This is a genomic window from Treponema sp. UBA7570, assembly GCA_002477955.1.
In the GTDB taxonomy this organism is placed as follows: Bacteria; Spirochaetota; Spirochaetia; order Treponematales; family Treponemataceae; genus Treponema_D.
On sequence record DLLE01000032.1, the window covers coordinates 1 to 20,167 of the forward strand.

Genomic DNA, 20,167 nt, shown 5'->3' on the forward strand with positions numbered 1-20,167 from the left:
GACGCAATCGAAAAGCAGGCGATGGAAGTTAAGCCGCTCATCCTTTTGACAGGTTATTCAGCTTATCCGCGCGCAATCAACTTCAAACGCTTCCGCGAAATTGCAGACAAGTGCGGAGCCGTTCTCATGGTGGATATGGCGCACTTTGCAGGTCTCGTTGCAGGAAAAGTATTCACTGGAGATTTTGACCCGGTAAAATGGGCAGACGTTGTAACAACAACAACACACAAGACTTTGCGCGGCCCTCGCGGAGCTATGATTCTCTGCAAGAAAGAATTTGAGGACTATGTGAACAAGGGCTGCCCGATGGTTCTCGGCGGACCTCTTCCGCATGTAATGGCTGCAAAGGCAATCGCTTTCAAAGAAGCGAACACAAAAGAATATCAGGACTACGCTCATCAGGTTGAGAAAAACGCACAGGCACTTGCAAAAGAGCTTCAGAACTTGGGAGTCCGCCTGCAGACAAACGGAACGGACAACCATCTCATGCTTGCGGACATCACTTCTTACGGACTGACAGGAAAGCAGGCTGAGGCGGCACTTTTCCAGGCCGGTGTAACAACAAACGCGAACGCGCTTCCATATGACAAGAACGGCGCATGGTACACTTCCGGCTTGCGTCTCGGAACTCCAGCGCTCACAACTTTGGGAATGAAAGAAGGCGAGATGAAAGAAGTCGCTGCGATTATCGATATGGTTCTCAAAGGAACAAAGCCGGGCGTAACAAAAGACGGAAAACCTGCAAAACTCAAGATTGTTCTTGACGAAAGCGTAAAGGAAGCCGCTTCAAAACGCGTTCAGACACTTTTGAGCAAATTCGTCCTTTATCCAGAACTTGATTTGGACTTCTTGAAAAAAGAATTTGTAAAATAATTCAGTAAAAATTGAATTAACTGCAAATAAAAAATGCACCTCCAAAATTGAACTTTATGTCCAAATTTAGAGGTGCACTTCAAAGTTTAAAACCTTATCGCATAGCCTTTTATTTTGCGAAAAGCATTTTAGTTTTCAACTGCGTGCGAAATCACTTCGCGGACTTTTCCGTTTGCACTTATCATTTCCATAAAATAAGATTTTACTTTTCCGTACAATTCAGAAGAAACAACGTCAAAGCCAAAAATCTTTTCATTTTTTAACAGTTTTTTGATTTTTTCTTCAACTTTAGTTTCATCATTTTTGCCAATTAAAATTCCTGAAAGTTCATTTTTTACATCTGGAAGAAGCGGATCAGGAGAAAGCTCAAATTCTTTTCCATTATCATCAATTCCAAGAAGATAGCGAAGCCAAAGCGCAAAAACCATAGGCAAAATTTTCAGACTTTTTACATTGAGTTCTGGATTTGCAAGATATGCTTTTACGGTTTCTCCAAAGCGAATCGAAAGTTTTTGTGAAGTATCGGTTGCAATTCTCTGAGGAGTATCTGGCATAAACGGATTTGGCAGACGTTTTTCGATTACCTCATCAATAAAAGTCTTCGGTTTTATAATTTTTGGATCAACTACAACAGGCAATCCTTCTTTATAGCCCAAAATTTCGACCATTTTTTTAAGGTCTTTGTCTTTCATTTCGTCACAAATCAAATTGAATCCCAAGAGGCATCCAGAAAGAGCAAGAGCGGTGTGCAGAGGATTTAGACAGGTGCAGACTTTCATCTTTTCGACTTTATTTACAGTTTCGCGGTCTGTAAAATAAACTCCGGCTTTGTCCAAAGGCAGGCGGCCATTAGGAAATTTGTCTTCAATTACAAGATACTGAGTTTCTTCGGCATTTACAAAAGTTGCGCAGTAAGTGTTTTTTGAAGTTACAATCAGCTCAGTCTCTTCAAAACCGTCTTTTTTAAGCATTTCCGCGACTTTAGAATTTGGGCGAGGCGTAATTTTATCAATCATAGTCCAAGGAAAAGCAATTTTTGTTTCATCCTTTAGATAATCAATAAATTCAGAAGGAACAAAGCCTTTTTTCTGCCAGTTTTCTGCAATTTTTAAAACAGCAGCCGAAAGTTTTTCTCCGTTATGAGAACAGTTGTCCATAGAAACCAAAGCAAGAGGAAGTTTTCCGGCATTAAAGCGTTCCAGCAAAAGTCCTGTAAGTTTAGACAAGAACATTTCTGCTTTTTCAGGCGGATTGGCAAAATCATGCTCATACTGTCCAATCAATTTTCCGTCAGAAGAAGTAACAGCGTAACCTTTTTCTGTAATAGTAAACGAAAGCATTTTAAGGCTTGGATTTTTAAATGCCGCAAGCACTGTCTCCCAGTCATCCTTAAATTCAGGATAGACACAGACAGAATCAACGACAGAAGCTATGATTTCTTTTTCGATAGAACCGTCGGCTTTTAGTGTAACTCCAAGAGTCAAATTGTCATGCGGCTTAAAAAGTTTTTCAACAATTTCAGGATCGTGACATTCGCCGGCAATAATTCCAGTATTCATCAAACCTTCGTTCAAAAGTTTTTGAGCCAAGGCTGCAGGAAAAATTCTAAAGATATTTCCTGCTCCAAAGTGAATCCACTCCGGATTTTTTCTTGTATTTTCTGCAATTTTTTTCGGGTCGAATTTCGGCAGTTTGTAGCCGTTCCATTTTGAGCCGTCTTTAATTTCGTTTAAGTTCAGTTTCATAAAATAATCCTCCATAAATATTTGCGGCAAATTCCGCCTTTTATATCCAAGCTGTCCGACTAACAGTCTGTTTTTTTCTCGTTTTTACTTTTTGTCTTTATTCTTTCAAAATTTCAATTTTCGCAAAAAAAAATCATCTAAGAGCTAAAATATTCAGGATAATTTTTATTCATATCTTCAAGCAAATCAGAAAGAACTTGCATATGCTCTTCATCAACCTTGCAGGCAAGTTCCGCATCTCCGTTTTCAATCGCCTTGACAAGCTCAATATGCTCTTTTTCCACGTCATTCGCAATTCTTTCGGCATTGTAACTCAAAATTCGTATGCGATGATCGTTTCCCGTGTGCGAATCAAGAACTTTCCAAAGCCATTCATTTTTCGTCTCCGAATAAAAAAAATGATGCAGCTCATCGTCTTTCTGCAAAAAAGCTTTTTTATTTCCATCCAAAAGGCTTGCATGCTGTTCAAGAAGAAGCGCCTGTAATTTCGTAGCGCAGATTTTTCGTTTATTTTCGTCAAGGCTTTCCATAAAAACTTTCAGAACGCCAAGTTCAAGCGTAATACGCAAAAATCTTTCCTGTTTGATAATATCTTTGTCCAAAAAAGCAACACGAGTGCCTTTTTGAGGAAAAACATCAACCAGTTTATCAAGAGAAAGCCTTAAAAGAGCATCGCGGATTGGAGAACGGGAAACATTCATTTCATTAGCAAGCTGATTTACGTTAAGTTCCTGCCCCGGTTTTAATTCCAAACTAAGAATTTTTTCTCTCAACACTCCATAAACAGAATTCTCTTGGTTTTTCATAATATTCTCCAAAAATTACAGCACGATTGAAAACGTTTTGCAGATTTGGGCGGCTTTTTGTTCCGTTCCACTGCACAAAAACCGGGCTGTCCGCCATTTCGCTATTCGCTACATTCAAAACCGGCGGCAGTAAAACTGCCGTCAATTTTGAACGCTTCGCGTGGCTCCCATCCCTGCCGCAGGCAGGACGTGTGCTTTAGCACACAGTTCAATATTCCGAGTTTTGCGCTGACAAAACTCGCAGCGTGCTTGCACGCAGCATCCCTGCCGCAGGCAGGACGTGTGCTTTAGCCAGCTCCCATTATTTTTTCTGCGATTTTTCCACAGCTTCCAAAAGCCCCTGAATGTACATTGCTCCGAGCGCGCGGTCGTAAAGTCCGTAGCCCGGCATGCACTTTTCGCCCCAGATTGTTCTTCCGTGGTCTGGACGAACAGGGCCGTCAAAACCTGTCTCGTAAAGAGTCTTTACAGCCTCGTACATATCAAAGCTGCCGTCTGATGAAAGATGGGCCGCCTCCTCAAAAACTCCCGGCGCAAAATGATGAAGATTTCTGATATGCGCAAAATGAATTCTTCCCTTGCATGCGCGCATTATCTCAGGAATGTTGTTTTTCGGGTTTGTTCCGAGACTTCCCATGCAGAGCGTGATACCGTTGTATTCCTTGTCAACGGCGCGGAGCATTTTTAGAATTGTGTCTTTTCCGGTTATTATGCGCGGAAGCCCGAAAACCGGCCATGCAGGGTCGTCAGGATGAATCGCCATTTTCATGTCGTATTTCTCGCAGACAGGCCCGATTGCCTTCAGAAAGTAAACGAGATTTTCAAAAAGTTTTTCAGAAGTTACGTCTTTATATGCCGCAAAAAGTTCCTTTACTTTTGAGAGACGCTCCGGCTCCCAGCCCGGCATTACAAAGCCGTTTGAATTGTCTGTTGTCTTGTCAAAAAAAGTCTGCGGGTCGATTGAGTCCACAACTTTTTGGTCGTATGCGAGAACCGTCGAACCGTCCGGACGTTTTTTCGCAAGGTCGGTGCGTGTCCAGTCGAAAACCGGCATAAAGTTGTAGCAGACCATGTGGATATTTTCTTCGCCGAGCGCGGCAAGCGATTTTATGTAGTTTTCAATGTATTTGTCGCGGTCAGGGCTCCCGATTTTTATCGCGTCGTGGACATTTACGCTTTCAATTCCTGAAATTTCAAGTCCTGATTTTTCGACAGTTTCCTTTAGATTCTTTATTCTTTCGCATGTCCATTCCTCGCCGGCTGGAACATCGTACAGCGTCGTGATTACGCCTTTTACGCCCGGAATCTGCCTGATTTGCTCAAGCGTTACAGAATCAAATCCCGGCCCGTACCATCTCAAAGTCATTTTCATAGCGTTTCCTCGTTTTTTTTTGTTTTATACAAAGCATTAAGTGAAATGCCGTCCGAAGACGGCACTGTTCCTCAAAAATCGCATAAAAGCGATTTTTCCATTTACTTATTACTTACACTGCATATCCGAGCAGCTTCGGCAGGAACAAAGAAACATCAGGTACAAAAGTTACAAGCATAAGACCTGCAATCATCGTCAGATAGAACGGAATCATTGCCTTTGTCGTCTTTTCGATGCTGATTTTTCCGACGCCGCAGCCGACAAACAAGGCAGAGCCGACAGGCGGAGTGCAAAGTCCGATTGCAAGGTTGAATATGAGCATAACGCCAAACTGAACAAGGCTCATTCCTGCAACGTTATGAACGACAGGCGCAATAATCGGAGTCACAATCAAAATAAGCGGAGCCATGTCCATAATACAGCCAAGAAGAAGCAGCATTATGTTAATCAAAAGCAGAAGAACTACCTTGTTCTCGCTGATTGAAAGAAGAGCAGTCGTGATGATTGTCGGAACTTTCAAAAGCGCGAGAAGATAACCGAATCCGCCAGCCGCCGCAATCAAAGAGAAAACCATTGCGAGCGTTTTTACAGTGTTCATCAAAAGTTTCGGCATCATCGAGATTTTTAGCTCTTTGTAGACGAAAACCGAGATTATGAACGCGTAAATGCAGGCAATCGCCGCCGACTCTGTCGCAGTGAACCAGCCAGCTGTAACGCCGACAAGAATGATAACCGCAGTGAACAATGCGAGAATTGCATCAAGACAAATCTTTAAAGCCTGTTTTAAACCGATTTTTTCTCCTTTCGGATAGTGGCGGATAACACTCATAATTCCGCAGACAACAAGGAACAGAATTCCAAGCGTGATTCCAGGCAAAAGTCCTGCCATAAAAAGCGCGCCTACAGAAACTCCACCAGCCGCCACTGAATAGATAATCATATTGTGGCTTGGAGGAATCAGAACGCCCTGGCAAGATGTCGCGACAGTAACTGCAACAGAAAAATCTCTGTCGTAGCCGCCTTTCACCATCATCGGAATCTCAATCGAGCCGAGAGATGAGACATCAGCTACAGCCGAGCCTGAAAGATGGCCGAAGAACATTGAAGCAAGAACGTTCACGTATGAAAGTCCGCCTCTGAATCTTCCGACAATCGCGTTCGCAGCCTTTAAAAGACGGTCTGAAATTCCGCCCGCGCCCATAATTTCGCCCGAAAGAATAAAGAATGGAATCGCCATCAAACTGAACGAATTTATGCTTTTTCCCATTTGCTGAATGAAAGCCATCAGCGGAATGTGGACATAAACAAGCGTAATGCACGATGAAACGGCAAGCGCAAATGTTACCGGCATTTTTATCAAGATAAAAAGAACAAAAGTTCCAAGTAAAAGCCAGATAGCTATAGTTGGGTCATACATTTGTCTCACCTCCAATTGTGTTGCAGGCACGCATTTCTTCAATAATCTGCTGGTCGGTTTTTCCACCAGAAGATTCTCCTTCAATAATCGAATGCCGATATTTTTTTAAGCCGAATAAATCCGTAAGCGCAAAATAAATAATGAAACTTCCGGCAACAGGCATCATGCAGTAAGCGGTTCCAGCCGGCCATTGTGTTGCAGGCAAAGTGCTTGCCCAAGTCATCTTTACAAGTTTTATTCCATAGAAAAAAAGAATATATCCAAAGAAAATTGTTGCCAAAGTGTTTATTTTAGAAATAACAAACTGAATTTTTTTTGGAAGCATAGCAAAAAATAGTGTAATAGCAATATGAAGCTCTTTTTCAACACCAATTGCCATTGCAATAAATGCTGTCCAAACCATCAAAAGAAGAGCAACTTCTTCTGACCACATAATCGACTTATGAAGCACAAGTCGTCCAAAAACCTGGCAGCTTACAATAATTACAATTACAAGGATAACAAGTTTTGCAAATTCAAGCAGAACTCTGTAGATGCAGTCAAAAACAAAAGTTATGCCTGAAATAATTTTTTCAAGAACGTTGTATCCAGGTTTGCAAATTTCAGCCGGAGCAGACGCAAAAAAATTCTTTATTTTTTCAACAATTGAAACCATAATAAAACCTTTTTAAACCTAACTAATATACTAAAATATTAGTTATAAAAATCTAAAAAAAAGGCAAGTTTACGTTTTTAGCAAAAACCTGCCCTTTATTCAATCAAAAATTACTGAGCCTGAATGTTTTTTATTACATCTTCGTAACCAGCGCCAAACTGTGCATACAAAGGAGCCATTGCAGCCTGAAATTTTTCTTTTTCTCCAGGTTCAAGTTCTGTAATTGTACAGCCTGCCGCACGAACTTTTTCCTCAGAAACCTTTTCCTTAGCAGCCCAAAGCTCACGTTCAAGTTTTGCAGACTCTTTTGCACATTCTTTGATAATCGCCTTGTCAGAATCAGAGAATTTGTCCCAAGTAAGCTTAGAAACAAGCTGCATTTCTGGAACGCGCGTGTGCTCGTCAAGAACGTAGTATTTTGCGACTTCGTAGTGAGAAACTGAATCGTACGAAGGCCAATTGTTCTCAGCTCCGTCGATAACTCCTGTCTGAAGTCCAGAATAAACTTCACCGTAAGCCATAGGAGTAGCACTTGCACCAAGAGCAGCAACCATTCCCATCATAAGCTGAGATTCCTGAACACGAATCTTAAGACCTTTCATATCGCTGAGTTTTGTGATTGGGCGTTTTGAGTCGTAGAAATTTCTTGCTCCTGCATCAAACCAAGAAAGACCTACCAAGTTATTTTTGTCCATCGAGTTAAGGAACTTTTCTCCGATTTCTCCGTCAAGAACACGCCACATTTGGCTTGCGTCTTTATAAAGATATGGAAGCTGAAGAACGTTGAGCGATTTTTCAAATTCGCTCAATGGCGAAATAGAAACACGTGTAAAGTCAATAGCACCAAACTGAAGCTGTTCAATTACGGCCTTTTCATCACCTAACTGTCCGCCATGGTAAACGTCAATGTGAATTCTTCCATTTGTCTTCTGTTCTACAAGTTCAGCAAATTTGTAAGCAGCCTTTGTTGTAGGATAATCCTGAGCCTGGTTTTCTGCATAACGGAGAACCATTTTTTCGGCTTTTTTTTCTTTGCATCCTGTCAAAGCCAATCCAGCAGCAAGCAAAACGCAAGTCGCAGCAACTAAAGTTTTTTTCATGTTGAATTCCTCCAAAAATCTTATCCTAATATACTAGAATATCAGTCAAGTATCATTTTGTATCTTCTTTCTTAATTTGTCAAACAATTTTTTTTCAAATTAACTAAAAAAAACTTTCATTATTTTTTTTATGTGTTATCCTTAAATTACTAGGATATTTTTATCTTTAAAAGTTTGCGTTGCAAACTTTCTTATCATCTGTTGTTTCTCACTTCGTTGCGAGACAACTTAAAAAGTCAATCTTTAAGCTGAAGTTTTAATCTTGACTTTTACAGGAGGTAAAAATGCAGCTGAAATTTTTTTATTGTCCGCATTGTGGCAAAATCATTTCAATCGTAAAAGATTCTGGGGTCGAAACAATATGTTGTGGACAGCCTATGAAACCGCTTATTCCAGGAACAACAGACGGTGCAAAAGAAAAACATCTTCCAGTCGTAACCACCGACAAACAGAAAATCACAGTAACCGTCGGAGAAACACTCCACCCTTCACTTCCAGAACATTACATCGAATGGATTGTTCTTCAGACAGACAAGGGAATTTATCAAAAAATGCTAAATTCTGGAGATAAGCCTGAAGCTGAGTTTGCAATCCTTCCAGACGAAAAAATCATCGCAGCTTACGAATATTGCAACTTGCACAAGCTATGGAAAACAGAATATACAGTCCTGTAATTTTGATTTTTATTTTAAACAAACTGTCCGAAAACAAAGCGTCAATTGCTTTTCCGGGCAGTTTTTTTTATGCAAGAAAAAGGCGCACATAAAAAAATAAGGTTTCCGCATATATACAGAAACCTTATGTGACTTAAGATTGAAAAACTCCACACACAAAAAAATCAATCTGCTGTCAATTGCAAAAAAAACTTCTCCTACAAAACTTTTTTACATTTTTCTCCGAACTTTGCTTGCTGTAAATCAAATTAAGTTATCTTACAATAAGAAGTATAACAAAGCGTTACAAAAAAATGAACTTTTAATCCCCATTCTTTGTGCGATTTATCCAAAGATACTCAAAAAATATCCAAAGATACCATTATATTGAATAAAAGAACGAAAAATTTGAGTTTTTTTTTCGTATGTTTTATAATAAAAATGTGCGGACTTATACAAAAAAAGAATTAAAACCTTATAAAATACTCGATATTCTCGGTATGATTTTTGCAGCCATTGGAACATTCAATAATTTTTATCAGGGAGTGGATCATCCTCCATTTACAGAATCTTTTTTTTATCCTTATACCAACATATTAGTTCCTGCAATCAATATTTTTACGCTTGCAGCTACAATCGTTTATCTTTTTATACCTAATCAAGTTTGGTTTTTGTTCTTTTTGTATTTGCTCGAAACAATAAACCTAATCTTTACAGGTTTTCCAGTTGTAGGAATTACACTTTACATCAACTTTTTTGCATTTTTTTGTGCTGGCGGATATGCAAAGTCCCACTTTAAGATAAAATTCGCAATTGCAGCGGTAATTCTTATAAGCATGATTTCTTTTGAATATAGAAATTCTCTTACAGATATAATTTATTACGTTGCATTTGCTTCTTTTGAAATGGGATGTTACTTTCTTTTGTATTTTATGCTGCAAGAACGGCTCAGTTTTCTTTTTAAAGATGTCGATGTTCCGGGTTTTGCTCCAGAAATCTCATTGCCGCAAAAAGGTTCCGTACTTAATTTAAAAGAAATGGGACTTTCAGAAAGACAGATTTCGTGCATACATTACACGCTCAGCACTAACTTCAATTTCAAAAAAATTGCAGAAGAACTTATTACAAGCGAATCAACAATAAAAAAAGAAATGCAGTACCTTTATAAACTTTTTGGTGTAAAAAACCGTGAGCTTCTGCGCCTTCTGCTCGTTCAATACACAATTGTCTAGACAATCTATGTCTAGTATATTTTATTTGCTTAAATCAACTTGACATATAACCTTGATTTATTCATATTTAAAGTATGACAAAGAATTCAGGACTGTCTTTTTTCCAAAAATTCATTTCTTCGATTTTTGGCGGCAACGATCCAGAAGCCGAAAAAAACAGACAATTAAAAATTATTGCAAAAAATCTTTCGCGGTCAGGCTATAAATTTTACAAAGCTGGTTCCGATCAGGTTCTTCCTCAGTTTGGAAAATTTTTCTATGACATTTACAAGATTATTTCTCCAGCCCAGTCGTTTTTTCAAAGCCAGCCAAATCCTAATTTTTACAAAAATATCGTAATTGATTTTTCTCTGACAGAATCCCAAAAAAAATTGTCAGAAAATTTTTCTGAAGAATCGATTTTGGCTTTTTCAAAAAATGTGCCTTTTGAAAAATTAAAGGTGAAACTTAAGCAGGATCTTGAAAATTTCTTGGGTGAATTTGATGCTGATAAAATAAATTCGATTGACTCGCTTTACACAAAGCTCGTTGGATTTAAATCGTTTTGTCTTTATGACTTTTATTTTCTGTTAAAAAAATTTGATTCAACGTTGAGAGAAGGCGAATTTAACAGGGCTCCAAAGCTTGAACCAATCGAAGGCGCATACATTGCCGAAGACCTTAAAAATTTTGCAGAAATTTTAAATTCATTGCCATTGGACGAAGAATGGAACGATTTAATGACAATGTTTAAAACTATGCGTGGCGTCGAACCTGTTAAGCCAAATCAGTGGAACAAAATCGTACAAAAGTTAAAGCAGCTGCGGGACACACGTGTTTTTGACATGATGATTGAACTTACGACAAAAACCCCTGCTTATGCAACGGATTCTGCGGTAAAACAAGAACACATCGTCGAATCTTTTATCGAATCAACAAAAACTCAGACTGCAGGCACTATAAAAAAACTTGAAAATGAACAGAAAAATTCAAAAATTGACAGTCTTTTAGTGCAAATCTTTAATACGGATTCAATTGTTATTTTAAAAAATTATACAGAAGCAGGAAGCGCTCCGCTTGAACGAAAAAATCTTGGAAGTTTTGAATATGCAAAACCTTTGAATTATTTAAAAGCCTTCCTTGTCGAATTTGTAAAGCGCGATGTGCGAGAATATGCAGACCTTGTCTTAATCCGCGGAAAATGGACTTTGCCGGAGCTTTCTACAGAAATGAGCAATAGTTACCACCAGATGTTTGAAGCAAGCGATGAAATTACACAGTTTGACGGAAAATTAAACGAAGAAGCCGAAATCGGAATAAAAATAAAGACACTTTTGCCAAGGGCAGACCGCGACAGAGAGGCGAATAACATTATCAAAACAACTTTGCGCGACATAAACTCTTTGGCAAGAGAGTATCTTGTAAACACGACAAAATCCATGATTAGCTTTGCGAAGATTTTAAAATCTGTAATCGAAGACCATCAAAAGCCGAAAGGTGAAATTGTGATGAACTGGAAAGAACTGGACCGTTTTGCAGAACATCCGATTAACCAACTTGGTGTGGAAGTTTACAAAAAAATATATCTTTTTGTTCAGTTGATGCAAAATGAACTGCAATAAGCTGCTATGCGCCAGGAACACGGAAGGCGGCGAAGCCGGTGCAAAGGCACCAAGGGTTACCGAGCCTGTAGTACTCCGACCCGCGAAAGCGGGTGGCGCCCTTTTTTCTATTTTTCTATCTTTTTTTAAGAATTCTTTCTGAAAGTTTTGTTCCTGCAAACTGAATCAAAGCAACAAGCAAAATTATTACAACTACGGAAGCAAGCATTATGTCTGTTCTAAAACGCTGATAACCGTAACGAATTGCAAGGTCGCCAAGACCGCCACCGCCTAAAGTTCCTGCCATTGCTGAATATGAAATCAAATTGATTATTGTAAGTGTAATTCCGCTGACTACCGACGGCAAAACTTCCGGCACTAAAACTTTTCGGATAATCTGCCAGTTTGTTGAGCCCATTGCCCGTGCCGCGGTAATTACGCCAGGATCAATTTCGATAAGCGCGGTTTCGATTACACGGGCAACAAAAGGTGCGGCCGCAAGACTGAGAGGCATAATCGTTGCTGAAGTTCCAATTGCGGTTCCAAGAACAAAACGAGTAAACGGAAGAAGAACAATCATTAAAATTACAAAAGGGAAAGAGCGCAGAACGTCGATTATGCGGCTTAAAATCATATTAAAAAGATGTTTTGGCATAATCCCTGTCGAACTTGTTATAAAAAGCAGGATTCCGAGCGGAAAACCAATCATAACAGCAAAAAGTGTCGAAAAAAACACCATTTGCAGAGTCTGAAGAGTTGAAATTCCAACTAATTCAAATATTTGAGACATTTTTTGCTACCTCGATACCGTTTTTGTTAAGATATTCTATTGCACGGCTGATTTCTGATTCTTCGCCAATAAAATCGACCAGCATTTTTCCGACTTTTTTGCCTTGAACCGACTGAATTCCCCCGGCACGCACATTAAAGTCGATGTTAAATTTTTTTGCAAGCTGAGAAAGCGTCGTAGAATCGGTTTTGTCACCGATAAAATGAAGTTCGTACTGCCCGCCGTCTAGGCTCCAGCGGACAAATTCTTTTTTGTTTTCGTCCTGTTGAACAGAAATTCTTGAAAGAAAATCCTTTGTAACATCCGTTTTTGGCCTTATAAAAATTTCTTCTACGCTGCCTTGTTCAACAATCCGGCCTTCGTGCACGACTGCAACCTGAGAACAGGCATCTCGCACAACTTCCATCTGATGAGTAATCATAACAACCGTCAGGTTCATTTTTTTCTGAATTTCGCGGATTAAATTTAATATCTGATGAGTGGTCTGCGGATCGAGGGCGGAAGTTGCTTCATCGCAAAAAAGAATGCTTGGATTATTCGCAAGCGCGCGGGCAATCGCAATCCTCTGTTTTTGTCCGCCAGAAAGTTTACTTACAGGCGATTTTGCACGGTCCGAAAGCCCAACTAACTCCAAAAGTTCTGCGCTTCGTTTTTTTATTGCTGATTTTGGCGTTCCGCAGATTTCCAAAGGATAAGCAATGTTCTGTTCGGCTGTACGGCTCGAAAACAGATTGAAATTTTGAAAAATCATTCCAATTCTTCGGCGACGGGCAATCAGTTCTTTTTCCGAAAGATTATCTACTCTTTCGTCGTTGTACCAAACTTCTCCAGAATCAGGCTTTTCCAAAAGACTTATTAAACGTACCAATGTTGATTTTCCGGCGCCTGATTTTCCGATAATTCCAAATATCTGATTTGAAGGAATATGAAGATTCACCTTGTTTACAGCATGAACCGCAGGCGAATTCTCTCCTCTGTAAACTTTATCAAGATTTTTTAATTCAATAACCATAACTGTTCCTGAATAAAATAACAAAACTGATTTTTTTAGCGATGTTCAAGTATTTTACAGGTTTTGAAAAAAAATCACAATCACGAAGGAGTTAAAAATATGAGCAAGCGCTTATAAGTAGACTTTTGGTGCGAAAAGTTTTTCGACGAAAAAAAATGTGTTATACGATAAATTTTCACCATCGCAAACACATTTTTTTTATATTCTATTTTACTTAAATATCGAGTTTTGGTAAGAATGGCAATTTAAATATCATTCCCGTGCTACGACACTGCGTTGTTTACGCAGTAAACTCGGCCAGAAATCTGTTGAAAATTTTCAATAAATTATCGGCCCAAGTCCAAAAAACACAAATTAAGGATATTTTTATAATACATTTACTTTTTTACAACAAAAGTATTGTCTTGTATAGAAAAATATTCTGCTTTATAGCTTGCCCAGTCTTTTTTCGTTTTATATGCATTAAGACCGTTTTTTAAACTTGGCATTAAGGAATCGATTCGCGCCGCATACATATTATCAGAAAAAATCTGATCCATTACATCAAAAGCCGCATCAATGCCATCTTTATTATTGTCCATTGAATAACATAAAGAAATAAATGCAGTTATTATAAGAGAACGAATATTCTCTCCATTATCTGTAAATTGTTTTCCCCATGTCGTTTTTAAGATTCCATCAATTTTCTCTGCTTTTACGATAAAATCATTTTCTGCTGAATAATCAAACGTAATTTTTCCAGATGAATAATCTTTCATAAATGTTTTTGCCCCATCAGCTTTTACCCATGTAAATACTCTCATTGGAACAACTAATGCAACGCCTGTCTGTGATTCAAATGCAGATGGTTCAGCCTGTGTTGAAACACAGCTTGTAAAACAACAAACAAATAATGCAAACAATGCAATCGAAAAATTTTTTACAGTTTTCATTTTTTTCTTTTCTCCTCGAAACTTCCAAGCACGGAGGTCCGCTTAATAGATATTCTTCGTCTTCGCCGCAATCCAATTAAATGTCACCAGATAATTCATTGCAGTTTAACATTTAGCTGTTATTGTACCCCCCCCCACTAAAAAAAAGCAACTATTTCCCATTCTTTCAATTTTGTAGTGCGAGGGGCTAAAAACTGATTTTTTTTGATGTTCCATTTTCTAAAATTTTGTGATATAATAATATACTATGAGTACACAATTTTCTCTTAATGAAAAAATAGTTTACCCTTCACAGGGTGTTGGTGAAGTCAAAGAAATTTTTGAAAGAAAAAACGGCGACTTGACCGTTCAGTATTACAGAATTTATCTTGAAGTTTCGGATATGATTGTAATGGTTCCAGTTGCAAATTCTGAAAAACTTGGACTTAGAAAAATCGTTTCTGCTGACGAAGCTCAAAAATCACTTGAACTTTTAGGTCAGCCGGTAGAATCTGTCACTTCTGATTGGAAACAGCGCTATCAGGACAACTTGAATCTCCTTAAAAAAGGAAGCATTGAAGATATTACAAATATTGTCCGCACTCTTTATCACCGCTCAAAGGTAAAAGAGTTGCCGATTCAGGAACGCAAACTTTACGATACTGCACGCAAACTTTTGGCAGACGAAATTGCAATTGCATTTGGAATTTCATCAAAAGAAGTTGAATCTATGCTCCATGCAAAGCTCGAACCGCTCAATGCTCTTCATGAAAAGAAAGCGATTCAGATTGACGACGACGATGACGATGATGAATTCGGAGATGAGCTCGGCGGCTCTTCAGGTTCTATGAGCGACGATGATAACTCTGACGATTCCGATGACTCTGACAATTCTGACTCAGACGACGATGGAGATGATGACGAAGATTAGCCGTTCAAACGAAGAACTGGCGCTAATTGTTGTTGCTGCCGGTTCTTCAAGCCGAATGGGCGGCATAAAAAAAGAATATCTTCCTCTAGAATCTGGAACCGTACTTTCTACCGCTGTAAAGGCTTTTTTAAGAGTTTTCCCATTTTCTGCTGTGGCTGTAACTTTTCCAAATCAAGAAAATACGGAACTTTTAAAACTCGCAGAAGAAAAATGCAAAAACGCTCTTTTTAAAGATAAAGAGCTTAATAGAATTGCAAGTAACACAGAATTTGTTTTTGTTCCAGGAGGAGAAAGCAGACAGGCTAGCGTTTTTAACGCCCTGCTGAAAATAAAAACGAATTTTCCAAATTCAAATCCAATTGTATTTATACACGACGGCGCACGGCCTTTTGTTTCAGAAAAAATAATCAATTCAACTTTTACCGCAGTTCAAAAATACGGCGCCTCTGCTCCAGGGATTCAACCTACAGACACTCAGAACGAAATTGATGAAAATGGCTTTATAAGACGGCATCTGGTGCGAAGTCAATTAACAGCTGTTCAAACTCCGCAGGTTTTTATGCTGAATGAACTTGTCGAAGCGCATAAAAAAGCAAAAAAAACAAAAAAAGAATACACAGACGACACTGAAATTTGGGATTTATTTGTTCCTGAGGGAAAGGTAAAAATCGTAGACGGCGACATTAAAAATAAAAAAATTACATATAAAGAAGACTTTTTTACAAAGTCAGAAATAGATACGAAAAAATCAAACGAAACAACAAAAGGAAACACAATGATTCGGACCGGTCTTGGATACGACAAACATGCGCTTATTGCCGGACGTGCTCTTATGCTTGGCGGAATAAAATTTGACAGCGAAATTGGTGAAGACGGCCATTCTGACGGCGATGTTCTTCTGCATGCAATTACGGACGCTCTTCTTGGGGCCTGTGGAATGGGCGACATTGGTTCTTTTTTTCCTCCAAGCGATCAAAAATGGAAAGACGCAGATTCAAAAATGCTTTTAGGAACAGTTTGGAATAAAATTACGCTAGAAGGCTGGAAACTTGAAAATCTTGACTGTGTAATTGCCCTCGAAAAACCAAAATTTCTTCCGCGCAGACAGGAAGTTATCGACTCGATTGCAAAAATTCTCCATGTTGAAAAAAATCAAGTTTTTGTAAAAGCAAAAACAGGAGAAAAACTTGGAGATGTAGGACAAAGCCGTGCTGTAGAAGTCTGGGCTACCTGTCTTCTTTCAAAATAACCTGTATTTCACACCTGCTTTCGGGCAATAATAAAAAAGCGGGCACTTTTTGTGTCCGCTATAGTTTCATATTTTTAGTAGCATTTTTTAATTCATAAAACCGTTGCCTTCGACAAGAAGGTCGATTTCGCCTACGCTGCGCTTAAGCCGTTTGGCAATTTCTTCGTTTGACCAGCCCTTTCTGTGCAAAGAAATTACCGATTCTCTCAACGCCAGTGAAATTCCCTCTTCTTTTTCCATTGGATTTTCTTTTAAATCCTGTTTTGTAATTTCAAGAAGAAGGTTCATTTTTTTGTCAATTTCAGTTTCGAGTGTGTGAAGCCTTGTTTCTGTACGGGCAATTCCTTCACGTCCTGTCTGAACTTGTTTTACACGCTCCTCCGTTTCGGTCAAGATATTCTGCAAAGATGACAATTGCTCAACTGCGTCGCTGATTTTTGAACGGTTACTGACAAGACTGTCAATATTTTTCTGAACATCTTCAATCTGGCGAGGGAAACTATCTACATGGCGATTTGCATCGTTAAGACGAAGTTCTAGCGATTTTAGCTGATCGAAAGTTTTATCAACTTCTCCGGCAATTGCTTCGATTTGGCTGCCCTTTGTTTCAAGACGGTCGTAACGGTTGGAAATATCTCCGAGAGTCTCCTGAAATTTTCTGACATCAAGCTGAATCGAAGTGAGCTGATCACTTGTCGAGTTTAGTTCTTCGATTTTTTGATCCATTGTTGAACTCAATTCGACAAGTTTTGCAAAGTTCTTTTCAATTCCATCAATTCTAATTTTTTCGCTATTAAATTTCTGAAGTTTTGAATTGACATCATCGTTCATATTTTGAATTAAATTGAAACTTGCAGACAGTTCATTTACGGTCGTCTGAAAATTTTCTACACGGGTAATTTCGTTTTTGAGTTCGTCAAGTTCCGATTCAAGCTGAGCTTTTAATTGATCCGCTTTTTGATAAACCTGCATCTGTGTCGAGAAAGCTTTTACTTCGCGGTCAATTTCGCTCATTCGGGTTTGCAAATCAGCGGCGTCATTTTGCATTCTCATTACGAGCTCCGCCTGATGAGTGTCGTTGGCCTCGTTTGCTTCCTGAATTTTAGTACGAAGTTCCCTCAAAACCTTTTCAGAATCTGCGCTCTGCTCTTTTACACGGCGCTGAGTTTCGTTGAGCATATCCTCGTAAGATTTGTTCATCTGCGCAACAATAGATTCGGAACGCTCTTTATATGAAGAAATTGAATCTTCAACATCTTTTTTCAGATTTTCAATCGTCTGGCTAAGTTCAAGCTGTTCGTTTTTTGTTTCCGTCCTGAAATTTTCAATATTTTGATTCAAATCGTCCTTAAAAGCAGAAATTTTTTGTTCAGAACTTTCCTTTACGCCGTTCAGCTGGTCGCTAAACATAGTTTTTGCCTGATCAAACTGATTTTTTAACTGACCGCGCCAAACATTGAATTCACCAAGCATAGCATCAATTCCATTCTGGTTTGTGTCTGCATGGGCTTTTACAGTCTCTGCAAGTTCCATAAGTCTTGATTGAATATCTTTTTCGGCTTTTTCAAGCTGACCGTCCATCCGCTGAGCATATGCGTCAAGCGAATTTTTTACAAAATTGCCTTGGCCTTCTGTCGCTTCGTGCAGTTTTGTCCGGCTCTCGTCCGCGTAAGCTTTTACAGACTGTTCGATTTCGTCAATTCTGGCACGCAAAGACTGAGCGGAATTTTCGATTCCTGTCTGCACATTCTGCAGCTGGCTCTGATTTTTTGCGGAAATTTCTGAAAGTTGATTTTTTAATTCTTCGTTATGCCGATTTTCAATTTCGCGTCTTGAACTTTCATATTCGGAGCTGAGGACGGCAAGCTTGGAATCCATGCTATTTTTCCAAGAATTTAAATCTTCTGTAATCGAATCCCCGCGTTTTTTTAAGTCGTCGCCAAATTTCATCTCAAAATCAGCAAGTGTCGCACTGACATTGTCGCTTGCGGTCGCTTTTATTGAATCGAGATCTTTTTCAAGATTTTCAATTTGGACGGTAATTTCTTCATTATTGCGTTTGATTGCAGATTCAAACTGAGACTGCTGGTCTTTCTGAGCTTTTGAAAACTGGTTAAAATCAGAGACAACTGAATTTTGAGTGCGTTCAAGCGCGGTTCTGAGATTGTTTTCCAAAGTATCAATGTCGCTTGCCGTCGTCTGCAGTTTGTTAAAGCGGTATTCCATGTTGTTGCGGTATTCTTCAAGCTGCTTGTCAACATTTGCCAGAAGTTCCGTCTGCTTTGCGTCGTATGCCGAAGAAATGCGCGTCATGGTGTCGCTGAGCATTTTGTTAATTCCAGCAATTTTTTCGTCTGCCTGAGACTGAAAGCCTTTGAGCTTTTCATTTGCCTCTTCAGCCGCATTTTTAATCGTCTGAGCAGTTGCGGCCGCTCCTGTCTGACTGTCAGACATTGATTTTTGAATCTGTTCAACCGCAGCATTCAATTCCTGATTCAAGGCAGAAACGCGGGAATTTACATTTTTTTCGATTGCGTTGATTTTTTCTTCGACGGTCGCTTCGTAAGTATTAAGGTGCTTTTCTGCAATTTCCTGAAAACGGACAAAAGCCGCCTGTTCTTTTTCGTCCGCATCGGTAACCGATTTCTCGTACAAATTTCCATATCGTGAACGAATTTCTGAAGTCTGTTTTTCAAAAATTTCACGGAGGTTTTCAAGATTTTTTTCGTTGCTTTCTGATTCAGACTTGATTTCTTCAACCGTCTGGCTCGTATTTTGAGCAAAAGTCTTTATCTGCTTATCAAAAGAAGAAACCTGCTGCTGGAACAAATTCTCGAGGGCTGCAATTTTTGACTCAAGCGATTTTGAAAGATTTTCGGTTTTTACGCTCAGATTTGAAGAAAACTCTCCCGTTTTTTTTCTAAATTCGCCTTCAAGAATTGAAGTTTTTTCGTTTATTGAATTTGCAAAAGCAGAATTTTTCTGCTCAAGGGATTTTTGAATTTCCGCAATCTTTAAATTCTGCTGTTTTAAAAGCTCTTCTGTGCGTTCATTTACGTTTTTTATAAACGACTCTGCCCTAAACTTTGCCTGTTCTGTAAGTTTTTTGAATGCCGCGTCTTCGAGATTCTGCGCTTTTTGAGCCGCATTGTCGTAAGCAGATTTTATTCCTTTTTCAATTTTATCAAGAATCTGCTCTGAATGAGCCGACGCAGCCTGAACATTTTTTTCAATTTGAGAAGCCTTGTCGTTGAATTTTGTAAGCATGTCAGCGCCAAGAACCTTGAGACTGTCATTATTCTTTGTTCTGAATTCTGTAATAATCTGCGGAATTTTTTTCTCTAAATCCTCAACGGATTTTTTTCCGGACTCGATTTTTGCATTGAGTTTTTCAACAATCACGCTTTCTTTTTTTACAGCCTGAAGATTTTCTTCAACACGGTCAGTCATTTCCATTAGTTCGTGAATGGCTTTTCCGTAGGCATCGACTTTTTTTGCAATGTTCGTAACTGCATCAAACTGGCCGTCAAAATTCTGGCTTATATTCTGAAAATCCGCAATCTGTTTTTCAATTCGTTTTACGGCAGCGGCCGCAGAAGTATGATGAGCATCCCATTCTGCCGAAAGTCCATTCAACTTTGAAGTTTGTTCCTTAAAATATTCATTAAGCTGATTGATACGAGAATCCGCATAATGTTTTACTTTGTTCATTGAATTGTTTTCTCTATCCAACGAATGTAAAACAAAGACAACAGCAACAGCAACAGCCGTAGAAATAAGAATTGCAAGAAGAGTCATTTTCCCCACCCAAAAAAACAGACTTTTTTTAATCTTAGAAGTT

At 38.9% G+C, this 20,167-nt stretch carries 16 protein-coding genes; 6 read left to right on the plus strand and 10 right to left on the minus strand.

Annotated elements, in window-relative coordinates; translation table 11 throughout:
• A partial coding sequence (locus B4N75_RS03725; protein WP_296706609.1) for an aminotransferase class I/II-fold pyridoxal phosphate-dependent enzyme occupies nt 1-873 on the plus strand: 873 nt, incomplete at its 5' end.
• A 128-nt stretch (nt 874-1,001) separates the two neighbouring features.
• On the opposite strand, the gene B4N75_RS03730 is transcribed toward B4N75_RS03725, so the two are convergent.
• The 6 genes from B4N75_RS03730 to B4N75_RS03755 all read right to left on the minus strand — a co-directional run bounded on the left by B4N75_RS03730 (nt 1,002) and on the right by B4N75_RS03755 (nt 7,968).
• On the minus strand, nt 1,002-2,618 hold the full coding sequence (locus B4N75_RS03730; protein WP_296024130.1) for a mannitol dehydrogenase family protein: 1,617 nt from the start codon (nt 2,616-2,618) through the stop codon (nt 1,002-1,004).
• 137 nt (nt 2,619-2,755) lie between these two features.
• Nucleotides 2,756-3,424 carry a GntR family transcriptional regulator gene (locus B4N75_RS03735; protein WP_296667199.1) on the minus strand — a complete coding sequence of 223 codons (669 nt, stop codon included), beginning with the start codon at nt 3,422-3,424 and terminating at the stop codon, nt 2,756-2,758.
• A gap of 301 nt (nt 3,425-3,725) precedes the next feature.
• On the minus strand, nt 3,726-4,796 hold the full coding sequence (uxuA, locus tag B4N75_RS03740) for a mannonate dehydratase (protein WP_296667197.1): 1,071 nt from the start codon (nt 4,794-4,796) through the stop codon (nt 3,726-3,728).
• Between the two features lie 112 nt (nt 4,797-4,908).
• Nucleotides 4,909-6,213: a TRAP transporter large permease gene (locus tag B4N75_RS03745; protein ID WP_296024133.1), complete on the minus strand. Its 1,305-nt coding sequence runs from the start codon at nt 6,211-6,213 to the stop codon at nt 4,909-4,911.
• Nucleotides 6,206-6,868 carry a TRAP transporter small permease gene (locus tag B4N75_RS03750; protein ID WP_296024134.1) on the minus strand — a complete coding sequence of 221 codons (663 nt, stop codon included), beginning with the start codon at nt 6,866-6,868 and terminating at the stop codon, nt 6,206-6,208. The genes B4N75_RS03745 and B4N75_RS03750 overlap by 8 nt, the downstream gene beginning before the upstream one ends.
• A 110-nt stretch (nt 6,869-6,978) precedes the next feature.
• A complete protein-coding gene (locus B4N75_RS03755) occupies nt 6,979-7,968 on the minus strand; it encodes a TRAP transporter substrate-binding protein (RefSeq protein WP_296024136.1) in 990 nt (329 codons plus the stop codon).
• A 284-nt stretch (nt 7,969-8,252) separates the two neighbouring features.
• Here B4N75_RS03755 and B4N75_RS03760 point away from each other — a divergent pair, with 284 nt between their 5' ends.
• From B4N75_RS03760 to B4N75_RS03770, 3 genes are all read left to right on the plus strand, one after another.
• Complete coding sequence (locus B4N75_RS03760; protein ID WP_296692974.1) at nt 8,253-8,642, plus strand: desulfoferrodoxin family protein; 390 nt, start codon at nt 8,253-8,255, stop codon at nt 8,640-8,642.
• A gap of 404 nt (nt 8,643-9,046) precedes the next feature.
• Entirely contained in the window at nt 9,047-9,853 is an 807-nt protein-coding gene (locus B4N75_RS03765) for a helix-turn-helix transcriptional regulator (protein ID WP_296024146.1), read from the plus strand.
• Between the two features lie 74 nt (nt 9,854-9,927).
• A complete protein-coding gene (locus B4N75_RS03770) occupies nt 9,928-11,454 on the plus strand; it encodes a DUF5312 family protein (RefSeq protein ID WP_296024150.1) in 1,527 nt (508 codons plus the stop codon).
• Between the two features lie 115 nt (nt 11,455-11,569).
• On the opposite strand, the gene B4N75_RS03775 is transcribed toward B4N75_RS03770, so the two are convergent.
• From B4N75_RS03775 to B4N75_RS03785, 3 genes are all read right to left on the minus strand, one after another.
• Entirely contained in the window at nt 11,570-12,223 is a 654-nt protein-coding gene (locus B4N75_RS03775) for a methionine ABC transporter permease (RefSeq protein WP_296667036.1), read from the minus strand.
• Nucleotides 12,207-13,235: a methionine ABC transporter ATP-binding protein gene (locus B4N75_RS03780; RefSeq protein ID WP_296667032.1), complete on the minus strand. Its 1,029-nt coding sequence runs from the start codon at nt 13,233-13,235 to the stop codon at nt 12,207-12,209. The genes B4N75_RS03775 and B4N75_RS03780 overlap by 17 nt, the downstream gene beginning before the upstream one ends.
• 377 nt (nt 13,236-13,612) lie before the next feature.
• Entirely contained in the window at nt 13,613-14,167 is a 555-nt protein-coding gene (locus B4N75_RS03785; RefSeq protein ID WP_296667029.1) for a hypothetical protein, read from the minus strand.
• Between the two features lie 247 nt (nt 14,168-14,414).
• Between B4N75_RS03785 and B4N75_RS03790 the strand changes: the two genes are divergently transcribed.
• Nucleotides 14,415-15,077, plus strand: coding sequence for a CarD family transcriptional regulator (locus tag B4N75_RS03790; protein WP_296667028.1), 663 nt, complete (start codon nt 14,415-14,417; stop codon nt 15,075-15,077).
• Nucleotides 15,004-16,326: a 2-C-methyl-D-erythritol 2,4-cyclodiphosphate synthase gene (gene ispF / locus B4N75_RS03795; RefSeq protein ID WP_296706611.1), complete on the plus strand. Its 1,323-nt coding sequence runs from the start codon at nt 15,004-15,006 to the stop codon at nt 16,324-16,326. Before B4N75_RS03790 ends, ispF begins: the two co-directional genes overlap by 74 nt.
• 87 nt (nt 16,327-16,413) lie before the next feature.
• Here the strand turns inward: ispF and B4N75_RS03800 are convergent, their stop codons facing one another.
• Nucleotides 16,414-20,124 (minus strand): SpiroCoCo family coiled-coil protein, encoded by a 3,711-nt coding sequence (locus tag B4N75_RS03800; protein WP_296706613.1) that lies wholly within the window; start codon nt 20,122-20,124, stop codon nt 16,414-16,416.
• Nucleotides 20,125-20,167 lie beyond the last annotated feature (43 nt).